The 9,692-nt window shown below is 70.7% G+C and carries 8 protein-coding genes, 1 pseudogene and 1 riboswitch; of the genes and pseudogenes, 5 read left to right on the top strand and 4 right to left on the bottom strand.

The features are described from left to right. Positions 1 to 72: 72 nt before the first annotated feature. Positions 73 to 1,313 (bottom strand): annotated as a pseudogene (locus GUY61_RS07335) (MFS transporter); the annotation flags it as partial. 232 nt (positions 1,314 to 1,545) lie between these two features. Beyond that, positions 1,546 to 2,139 (bottom strand): histidine phosphatase family protein, encoded by a 594-nt coding sequence (locus tag GUY61_RS07330; protein ID WP_166629239.1) that lies wholly within the window; start codon positions 2,137 to 2,139, stop codon positions 1,546 to 1,548. 152 nt (positions 2,140 to 2,291) lie between these two features. Further along, positions 2,292 to 2,377: riboswitch (cobalamin riboswitch) on the top strand. 59 nt (positions 2,378 to 2,436) lie between these two features. On the opposite strand from GUY61_RS07330, the gene GUY61_RS07325 reads away from it, so the two are divergent. From GUY61_RS07325 to GUY61_RS07305, 5 genes are all read left to right on the top strand, one after another. Further along, positions 2,437 to 2,664 (top strand): CbtB-domain containing protein, encoded by a 228-nt coding sequence (locus GUY61_RS07325; RefSeq protein WP_166629238.1) that lies wholly within the window; start codon positions 2,437 to 2,439, stop codon positions 2,662 to 2,664. Positions 2,665 to 2,676: 12 nt separating this feature from the next. Further along, a complete protein-coding gene (locus GUY61_RS07320) occupies positions 2,677 to 3,474 on the top strand; it encodes a CbtA family protein (RefSeq protein ID WP_166629244.1) in 798 nt (265 codons plus the stop codon). A 191-nt stretch (positions 3,475 to 3,665) separates the two neighbouring features. Then, complete coding sequence (locus GUY61_RS07315) at positions 3,666 to 4,115, top strand: hypothetical protein (RefSeq protein ID WP_166629237.1); 450 nt, start codon at positions 3,666 to 3,668, stop codon at positions 4,113 to 4,115. A 780-nt stretch (positions 4,116 to 4,895) separates the two neighbouring features. Then, positions 4,896 to 6,053 carry a PLP-dependent cysteine synthase family protein gene (locus GUY61_RS07310; protein ID WP_166629236.1) on the top strand — a complete coding sequence of 386 codons (1,158 nt, stop codon included), beginning with the start codon at positions 4,896 to 4,898 and terminating at the stop codon, positions 6,051 to 6,053. Further along, complete coding sequence (locus GUY61_RS07305) at positions 6,050 to 7,351, top strand: MFS transporter (protein ID WP_166629235.1); 1,302 nt, start codon at positions 6,050 to 6,052, stop codon at positions 7,349 to 7,351. The genes GUY61_RS07310 and GUY61_RS07305 overlap by 4 nt, the downstream gene beginning before the upstream one ends. Before the next feature lie 380 nt (positions 7,352 to 7,731). Here the strand turns inward: GUY61_RS07305 and GUY61_RS07300 are convergent, their stop codons facing one another. Continuing rightward, positions 7,732 to 8,379: a hypothetical protein gene (locus tag GUY61_RS07300; protein WP_166629234.1), complete on the bottom strand. Its 648-nt coding sequence runs from the start codon at positions 8,377 to 8,379 to the stop codon at positions 7,732 to 7,734. A 482-nt stretch (positions 8,380 to 8,861) separates the two neighbouring features. Further along, positions 8,862 to 9,257, bottom strand: coding sequence for a hypothetical protein (locus GUY61_RS07295; RefSeq protein WP_166629233.1), 396 nt, complete (start codon positions 9,255 to 9,257; stop codon positions 8,862 to 8,864). Between the last annotated feature and the right edge of the window lie 435 nt (positions 9,258 to 9,692).

The following is a 9,692-nucleotide window of genomic DNA, read 5'->3' as shown; positions in this document are numbered from 1 at the left end:
ATGCCGTAGGTGTCGGCATCGGGCAGCCCCGCCGGGCGTTTTCCCTGTGCCAGCGGGATGGCAGCCCATGGGTCAGGCGTTCACGGATTCGCTCGACGCCGCCGCGGGCGCGTCTGCCGAGGCTGCCTGCGTCTTGCTGCCGCGCATCAGCACGGTGGTGAGCAGGCCTCCCGCGGCGGCGACGGCCGCGGCCCCGATGAGGGCGAAGCTGAAGCCGTCCGTCAGGGCGGGGAGGCCGCCGATCTGGTTCGCCCCCTGGGAGGTGGCCAGCGCGGTCAGGGCGGCAAGCCCCAGCGCGGAACCCACCTGGTAGGTGGTGTTGACGATGCCGGAGGCCAGGCCGGCCTGCTCCTGTGGCACGCCGGAGATCGCGGACATCATCGCCGGGATGTACGCCAGTGACATGCCGGTCGCGGCGACCAGTGAGGCGGGCAGGACGTCGACGAGGAAGGTGCCGGTCGGCCCGACCGCTGCCAGCCACATCAGACCCGTGGCCAGGACGAACAGGCCGCCCGAAATCAGCGGCTTGGCCCCGAGGCGGCCCAGCGGGCGGGCGGTGATGGGCGTCATGAAGATCATCAGGAGACCGGTCATCGGCAGCAGCGCCGCGCCGCCGGCGAACGCCCCGTAGCCCAGGACCTGCTGGAGGTAGAGACTGAGGAAGTACCACATCGGGATCCAGGCGGCACCCAGCAGCGTCATCGCGAGGTTGGAGACGCCCAGGCCCGGCGTGAGCCACACGCGCAGCGGCATCAGCGGCGCCTCAACCGGCTTTTGCGCAACGAAGAACAGCGTCAGCGGCACGCCGGCGCCGATCAGCTCCAGGACGGCCTGCGTGTTGCCCCACCCGATCCCGGGTGCCCGGACGATGGCGAATACGGCGAGCGCCAGGCCGGCGGTGACGGATGCCGCGCCGAGCACGTCGACCGAGCCGCGACTGCGCGCGACGGCGGGCAGCAGGCTGATGGCGGCCAGGGTGGCAATCCCGAGGGGGACGTAGATGATGAAGATCCAGGGCCAGCTCGCCCACTCGGTGAACACCCCGCCGAGGAAAACACCAGCGGTGCCGCCCCCGGCGCCGCGGCGCCGTACAGCGCCATCGCCTTGGCCAGTTCCTTTGGGTCGTGGCCGAAGAGCATCATCAGCAGCGTCATCGACGCCGGCGCGATCAGCGCTCCGCCCACACCCTGCACGGCGCGGCCGACGATCTCCACCCAGGCGGTGGTTGCGGCCGCGGCGACGACGGAGCCGGCCGTCAGCACCACCCAGCCGCCGGCGAAGACCCGTCGCGCTCCCAGCAGGTCGGAGAGGCGACGGGCGTGATGGCTGGCTGAGGGTGGCGTGGGTCGGTCTGGGCATCGCCGAGTGCGCGTGCCCGGCACTGCCGGTTCGAGCGGTCTGTAAGGGCGGTCGCGCCCTCCCCCTGCGCTGGCGTCAGACCATAGTTCCGGGGTCAGTGCGGCGACAGCGCGCAGGGCAACACAACGCGCGACGGCCATGATCGGTGCGCAATGCTGCGGTCCTGCAAGATCCTGGCATGGACCGTCAGGAGACCGCGTCCTCCACGTCCTGCGGTTGTAGTGCCTGGCCGGGGCGGAGGTTCCATCGCTGGGCCCGGCCGGTGAGTTCGGTGGCGGTCAGCGGGCGGATGTCCAGGCGCCAGAAGGCATGGTCGGGTGCCATGAGGGCGTGCACGACAGCGGTGCGGATCACGTCTGGTTCCGCAACGGCCACGATGCGTCCGTTCCGGGCGTACAGGCTGTCCAGCCATGCGCCGACCCTGATACGCAGGTCCCGCAGCGACTCGCCCCCATGGGGCGCGGCAACTGGGTCGCTCATCCAGAGAGCCACGGCTTCCTCCTCGGCAGCCCCTACGGCACCCAGCGTCTGCCCGCGCCACCGGCCCATCTCGCAGGCCGCGAGGTCGGCAAGCGGTTCGGCCTCCAGGCCCAGTGCCCGGGCGGTGTGGCGGCAGCGGCGGGAAGGCGACGTGTAGGTGTGGCGGGCTGGGGCGATGGTGCCTGCCAGGACTTTGGCGCGTGCGATGCCTGCCGGGTCGAGGGGGCTGTCGTCGTCGAAACGGACGTCGCGCAGTGCCGTGCTCGTTGCGGGGGAGATCAGCGTGACCCGTACTGTCATCAGTTCCTCCGGTGTGCCGCTGTACGGCAGTTGCCGGGCGGCACGCTACCCCCTGGGGGCGTACGGGAGTGATACGGGCCTCACGCCCTTGGCGGGGTGATCTGCGCGCGGTACGGTCACGGCGACATCTCAATACGCGACGACGGCGAGACGGAAGTCCGGTGAGAATCCGGCACGGTCGCGCCACTGTGTGCCGAAGCGAGTGGCCCGCGAGGGGCGGTGCTTCGGCTAGTCAGACCCGTGGACCGTCGTCTTGCACCACCGTATGGGACGCGTGTTCCCCGAGGAGGTTCCACCATGGCCGAGGCTGTCGTCTCCGCTGCCGTCTCCACCCCTTCCGCTTCTGTGCCGGATGCTCTGCCCGTGCGCGCGGTACTGCCCTGGGCCGTGTTCGTCGGCCTCCTGGCGCTGATCGCGCTGTACTTCGTCGGTGCTGAACAGGGCGCCATATCCGTGTTCGCCGGCTCCGACGTGCACGAGTGGGTGCACGACGGACGTCATCTGCTCGGCTTCCCCTGTCACTGAGAGGCGATGCACGTGCACGCCTCAACCATCAGAGGCCTCCTGGTCCGCGGAATGCTCGCGGGCCTGATCGCTGGACTGTTCGCCTTCGCCGTGGCCTACGTAGTGGGTGAGCCGTCCGTGGACGGTTCGATTGCGGTGGAGGAGGCCCAGGCTGTTCAAGAGCACCATGCCGGACACGGCGCACCCCCGTCCCAGGAGGAAGAGGAAGCCGTCAGCCGCCCGGTACAGTCGACCGCCGGTCTGGCCACCGGTGTTCTGGTGTACGGGGTCGCGCTGGGCGGCATCGCGGCTCTGGCGTTCTCCTTCGCGCTGGGCCGTGTGGGCCGCTTCAGCCCTCGGGCGACGGCTGCGCTTCTGGCAGCGGCCGCCTTCACCACCGTCTGTCTGGTGCCGTTCCTGAAGTACCCGGCCACCCCGCCGGCGGTCGGAAACCCGGACACGATCGGAAAACGCACCACGCTGTTCTTTCTGATGATCCTGCTCAGTGTGCTGCTGGGCGTCGCCGCGGTCATTGCCGGGCGAAGGCTGGCACGGCGTCTGGGCAACTGGAACGCGACCGTGGCCGCCGGGGCAGGCTTCGTCGCCGTGACGGCGGCTGCTTTCGTGTTCCTGCCGTCGAACGATGACGCGGTCAAGGTGGGCTTCCCTGCAGCACTGTTGTGGGAGTTCCGTATTGCTTCGCTGGCCGTCCAGGCCATGCTGTGGACGGTCTTCGGGATCGTCTTCGGCATGCTGGCCCAGCGTCTGCTGACCTCGCCCCCGGCCGGCGCCGAGGCGGCGCCGGGGACACAGGTGCCGGCCCTGAACTGATTCCCCCATGACGCCCGGCACGACGCCAAGCGTCCGGCCCCGCCACCCCTCCGGGCGTGGCGGGGCCATGGCGCATCCAGGCCGGGCAGGGCTCGGGTTCTCGCCGGAGCAGATCGGTCATGTGTGGCTCGTTTACGTGCTGGGGCGCGGGAGTTGACGGACCAAAGCCTACGAGCCGTTAGGATCACGGCATGGTTACGGCTTGGTCACCCCAGCGGCTGGTGCGGGCTCGCGCGTCTGCGGGTCCGCTGCTGCGCGTGGTGGCCATGACGGTGCTTCTGCTCGGCATCGTGTCCACGCACGGACTGGGCGCCGAGAGCATCAAAGGGCACCTGGTGACCAGCGCGGCAGCACCCGCTGCCGTACTGCACGAGGAGACCCTCGGCGCCGAGGACGAGCAGCGCACGCTGCGGCTCATAGCGATCGAGCCGGGCGGAGGCCATGGCTCCTCGCACACAAGTGATCACTGCGTCTCCGGCCAGCCGCAGCAGGGGCCGGTTCTGAGGCCGCCGTGCTTTGCCGTGTCGGTCCGCGAACCGACCGGTGTCGGGCTCTTCTCGGGCAAGCCGGGTCTCAACGAGCCGGCATTGTCTGCCGCGTCGCCCACGGCCCTCAGATCGTCCGTGGTCCAGCAGGTCTAGAAGAGTCCTCTTCTTCCTCAGGCGGTTCCGGCCGTGCCTGTTGGCGGATGCGGGACCGGCTTGCCGGCTCCGTGCACGGGGAGCCCCGCACACCGAGAGGCGACCCGGCTACGCGTCGCCGCCGTCCGTCCTACCCCACCCCTGCCTGTCGCCCCTGTGCCGTGGCTGCCGCCGCGACCGAAACGAGGGCGAGCGCACGGAGGACCTGTGCCGACACACCCCCATACACCCACGCCTGCCTGGCGTCCCCCGGCCGACTACTCGCGGCGCCCACTTTTCGCTCTGCTGTCCGGCGCCCTGCTCGCCTTCCTCGGACTGTGCACCCTCATACACGGACATCCCGACGAACACGACCGGCTGACACCCGGCAGGGCCACAGCTCCTGCCTGGCCGACGGTGGCGAGCGATGCGGTGCCCCATGGACCGCATCCGCACCATGACACCGAGGAATGCGCCCTGGACGTGGCCGCCCGGACCACAGCCCAGGCCGCTCACCAACCACCCGCTCAGGCAGGCACAACGCCGTCGGCTGAAGCCCACGAGACCCTGGCGCAGCCGCACCCCGAGCGCCGGCGGTCCCGAGCCCGCGTAAGAAGTACGGGCAGAACCGCACTTGCTCGCACCTCGCGGTGGCGCATCTAGACCTCTCGCCCCGCAGCCGGCACGCCGCACGGCTGCCGCGCGACGACCCGCACTCCTCGGACGGAGCAACCGTCCGCTGCGCGGCCGTAGCGCGAGATGAACACGCACCGCGCATTCATCGAGCGAGAGCGAAACGACATGCAGTCACTGACGAACACCGCCATCACACCCGACCGGTCCGCCCTGTCGGCGCTGGTGGGGAACACGCCGCTGCTGCGGGTCACCCAGCCGCTGACCCCCGCCGACCGCGGCTTCTGGGCGAAGCTGGAGGGCTTCAACCCCGGCGGCATCAAGGACCGGCCCGGCCTGCACATGGTGGAGCGGGCCCGCGCCCGCGGCGACCTGCGCCCCGGCGCCCGGATCATCGAGTCCACCAGCGGCACCCTCGGCCTCGGCCTCGCCCTGGCCGGCATGGTCCACGGCCACCCCGTCACCCTGGTCACCGACCCCGGCCTGGAGATGTCCATGACCCGGCTGCTGACCGCGTACGGCGCCCAGGTCAACGTCGTCTCCGAGCCGCACCCCACCGGCGGCTGGCAACAGGCACGCCGACAGCGCGTCCAGCAGCTGATGGCACAGCACCCCGGCTCCTGGTGCCCGGACCAGTACAACAACCCGGACAACACCACCGCCTACACCCCGCTCGCCCTGGAACTGGCCACCGAACTGGGCCACATCGACGTCCTCGTGTGCAGCGTCGGCACCGGCGGGCACTCCGCCGGCGTCTCCCGGGTGCTCAAGCAGCTCTACCCCGAGCTGAAAGTGGTCGGCGTCGACACCATCGGTTCAACGATCTTCGGCCAGCCGGCCCGCCCGCGCCTGATGCGGGGCCTCGGCTCGAGCATCTACCCCCGCAACGTCGCCTACGACACATTCTCCGAGGTCCACTGGGTGGCCCCGGCCGAGGCCGTGTGGACCTGCCGCCAACTGGCCGCCTCGCACTACGCCACCGGCGGATGGAGCGTCGGAGCGGTCGCCCTGGTCGCCGGATGGCTGGCCCGCACCCTGCCCGCCGACACCCGCATCGCCGCGATCTTCCCCGACGGCCCGCAGCGCTACCTCGGGACCGTCTTCGACGACGACTACTGCACCGCCCACGGTCTCCTCAAGATCCCGCCGGCCCCCGAACCCGACGTGATCGGGCGCGTGGACGAGAAGGAAGCCGCTCGCTGGACCCGGTGCACCACCGTGGTCGACCCGCTCACCCTGGCCGCAGCACCGGCACAGGAAACCGACATGCTCCCCGCACCCGACCAGGAGGAAGCAAACGCCGACGCTGCGGAGGAGAACCGGTGACGGGCACCCTCGCACAGGTCCGCACCTACGAACGCAGCGTCCAATTGCTGATGGTGAACCAGTTCACCATCAACCTCGGCTTCTACATGCTGATGCCCTATCTGGCCGCACACCTGTCCGGAACGCTCGGGCTGGCCGGCTGGATCGTCGGACTCGTCCTCGGAGTACGCAACTTCAGCCAGCAGGGCATGTTCCTGGTCGGCGGCACGCTCGCCGACCGGATCGGCTACAAGCCGATGATCGTCACCGGGTGCGTGCTGCGCACGCTCGGCTTCGCGACCCTCGGACTGGTGGACTCACTGCCCGCGCTGCTCGCCGCCTCCGCGGCCACCGGGCTGGCCGGGGCGCTGTTCAACCCGGCCGTACGGGCGTACCTCGCCGCAGACGCGGGCGATCGCAGGGTCGAGGCGTTCGCCCTGTTCAACGTGTTCTACCAGGCCGGCATCCTGCTGGGCCCGCTGGCGGGCATGGTGCTGACCGGAGTGGACTTCCGCATCACCTGCCTGGTGGCGGCTGGAATCTTCGCACTGCTCAGCATCGTCCAGATCCGCTCACTGCCCGCCCGACGGGCCGAGAACGCCAAGCGACAGGACAACGACAACAGCCAGGGCGTCCTCGCCCAGTGGCGAGGCATCCTCGCCAAACGGCCGTTCCTGCTCTTCTCCGTCGCCATGATCGGCTCGTACGTCCTGTCCTTCCAGGTCTATCTGGCGCTGCCGCTGGAAGTGCGTCGGCTCGGCGGCGACGGGGGGTTCAGCATGGCGGCGGTGGCAGCGCTCTTCGCCGTCTCCGGCCTGAGCACGATCCTCGGACAGACACGGGTGACCGCATGGTGCAAGGCACGGTACGAGCCCGGGCAGGCGCTCGTGCGCGGGCTGGCGACCATGGGCCTGGCCTTCGTCCCCCCGCTGCTCGCCACCGCCGTGCCCGTAACGGAGTCCCGGACCGGGCTGTGGCTGCTCGCGGCGGTTCCGCCCACGCTCGCCGCGCTGCTGCTGGCCCTCGGCACGATGATCGCCTACCCGTTCGAGATGGACACCATCGTCCGCCTCTCCGGTGACCGCCTCGTCGCCACCCACTACGGGCTGTACAACACGATCTGCGGCGTCGGTATCACCGTCGGGAACCTGGGCACCGGTGCCGCGCTCGACGCCGCGCGGGCAGCCGGGGTCCCCGCGCTGCCGTGGATCTCGCTGCTCGCGCTCGGCCTGGCGTGTGCGGCCGCCCTCTACGGCCTGTACCGCACCGGCCGACTGGCGCCGCCGCCTGCCTCGGAGCGGCTGGCCGCCACCGTCTGACCCACCGGCCCTCCGGCCCAGGGGAGGGGCATCGCACGGTGCCCCTCCCCTGCTCTTCTTCCAGGAGTCCTTGATGCCCGCCTGTCCCCTGAGGATCTCCGCCAACCACCGGGTACTGCGGGCCCTGGATCCGGAGAAGGCAGCACTCGCCGCCGCCGAAGCGGCCCGGGTCTGGCGCTCCCCGGAGGGCCGCGTCCGCCTGCGCCCGGCGAACTCCCACTGGCCGGTGGGGGACAGGCATGGATCACCACCGGCCCCGACCCCCGAACCCGCAAGAAGCCCTGGCCGATCACCCCAGCCGGCATGGCCCCAGCAAGTCCCCGGGGGCCGGAGTCGCAGAACCTCCACCGCGCTGCAGCTCCCGGCCACGGCGCCCCCACTCAGTGGGCGTGCCCGTCCTCCGCGTGTCCCGCTTCTTCCTCGCCTGCGCCAGTTCCGGTGCCGTCGGTGCCGGGTGAGGCATCGGGCGTCTTCGTGCCGGCATCCTCGTTGCGGCCGTCCTCCCTCTCCGCCGTTCTCCCCGTTTCTGTGTCGCTGGTGTTCTCCTCGCCGTGACTGTGGCCGCCACCGCCGGGCTCTGCGGCCATGTCGGCGGCTATACCGCGCAGCCCGACGAACGCGACCGCTGCGGTGACCAGCACCAATAGGCCGGTCGGGCCGGTGATGCTGCGCCAGCGCGCGGCGTCGTAGCGCAGCACGTACGCCACGAAGGACAGCGCCAGCCCGAACGGGATCAGCATCGCCGCTCGCTCGGGGAAGTCCTCGAAATGCTGCAGCCCGCCGCTGAGCATGCCGATGCCGAACGACAGCGCCAGCGAGGCCAGCACGATCGCGACCACCCTCGAGGCGCTGGGCCGCTGCCGTTGGAGGACGAACTCGTTCAGCACGGTCGCACAGAGGAACACACCCGCTCCGACCAGTGCGATCACCGTGTACCGGTCGGGATCCAGCGGGTGGTGCACCACCGCGCCACTGATCAGGCCCGCACCCACGAACGTCGTGGCGTACCCGAGGTAGTCACCGATCACCGGCGTCCGCTTCTTCGCCCGCCGACGCGCACGGCGGCCACCCGTCGGAGGCGGGGTGTCTGCCCCGGAAGCCTCGCGCAGCCGTGGCCCGGGCCCCGGAACCGAAGGGCCAGGGTCTTGGACGGTCGGGACGTCCGGTCGGACTTGGGCAGTCGGCTGCTGGTGTGGCGGGTGGGGCCGATGCCCCGGGTGGCGTTGGTGCTGCTGTGGGTGCGGCGGGCGTGCCTGCGGCTGCGCGGGCATGCCTGCTTGGTTGACGAGGTAGGGCTGAGTCACGGGTCGATGGCCTTTCGCGGGCAGGCCGGCGCGCGACATGGCGTGTCCGGTCTGCCGGGGGCGTGCGTGGCAGGGATGCGTCGGATCGGCGGCAGGCGTTCTTCGCCCGGGCCGGACCTCGATGGCGCCGGAGCTTCGGGACGGTGCCTGGTTTGTCGTACGACGTCGTACGAGAAGGAACACGGCCTGCGCGCCGTATCGGCGGCCTAGATCCGCAGGATCGCCGACTGCGCGATGCCTACGCCGTGCGAACGAGTCAGACATGCCGGTCGGCGCAGACGGGACCACGCTGCCAGCGCGCGCCTCCTGAGCAGCACGGTCAGCGCGATGCAACGCCCGCGGAGCCGACGACCACCGACCGCCAGCAGAACGCAGCATCCGATGACGGCAGCACACAGGCCGAGTTCCGCCGCGCCGCCGGTGCCGTGATGGTCGTGCTCGACAGACGCCGCCGCGACGGGCGGAGCCGCCTCACCCGGTGTGGTCGGCTCCGGCTGAACGACGTGGGCATGAGCAATGGTCTCGAGTTCACGACCTGTGCCGGTGTCGCCCGCGTGGGCAAGGAGGTGCATCAGACCGAGGGCGAGAAGCAGCAGAAGCAACAGGCGACCGAACGCGCCTTGCCCGGCCCTGGCCCTGCAGCTCATTCGCTCCGTCACCTCGCCGTGGCGCCGAGACGACGCCCTTCCCGTACCGTTGCGGCGCATCAGCCTACCGGTACTTGATGACCGGGCGGCAAGCGGTATGCATCCGACGGAGGAGGGCAGCCGCGAAGCACGACGCTGCTCAGACCCCTGCGGAGCGGCCTTGCCAGCCGGATCCTGACCGCTCTCCGGTGGAACAGCGACCGTGGCACGCTGTCCGGGTCGATGCGCACTACCAGGAGCAGCTTGTCGTCGACACCACCGGGATGACGTCGGGTGTCCACCCAGGAGGATCGAAGGTGGTGGCCACCTGCTGTTGTTCGACGAGAGGGCGCGCGGGCGGTCGCCTTCTCATGCCCGAGACGCCCGCGCTGGCCGCGCTGCGGGCTTCCG

The sequence above is a fragment of the Streptomyces sp. GC420 genome, assembly GCF_009916105.1.
In the GTDB taxonomy this organism is placed as follows: Bacteria; Actinomycetota; Actinomycetes; order Streptomycetales; family Streptomycetaceae; genus Streptomyces.
This window is presented reverse-complemented; position numbering and strand designations above follow the sequence as displayed.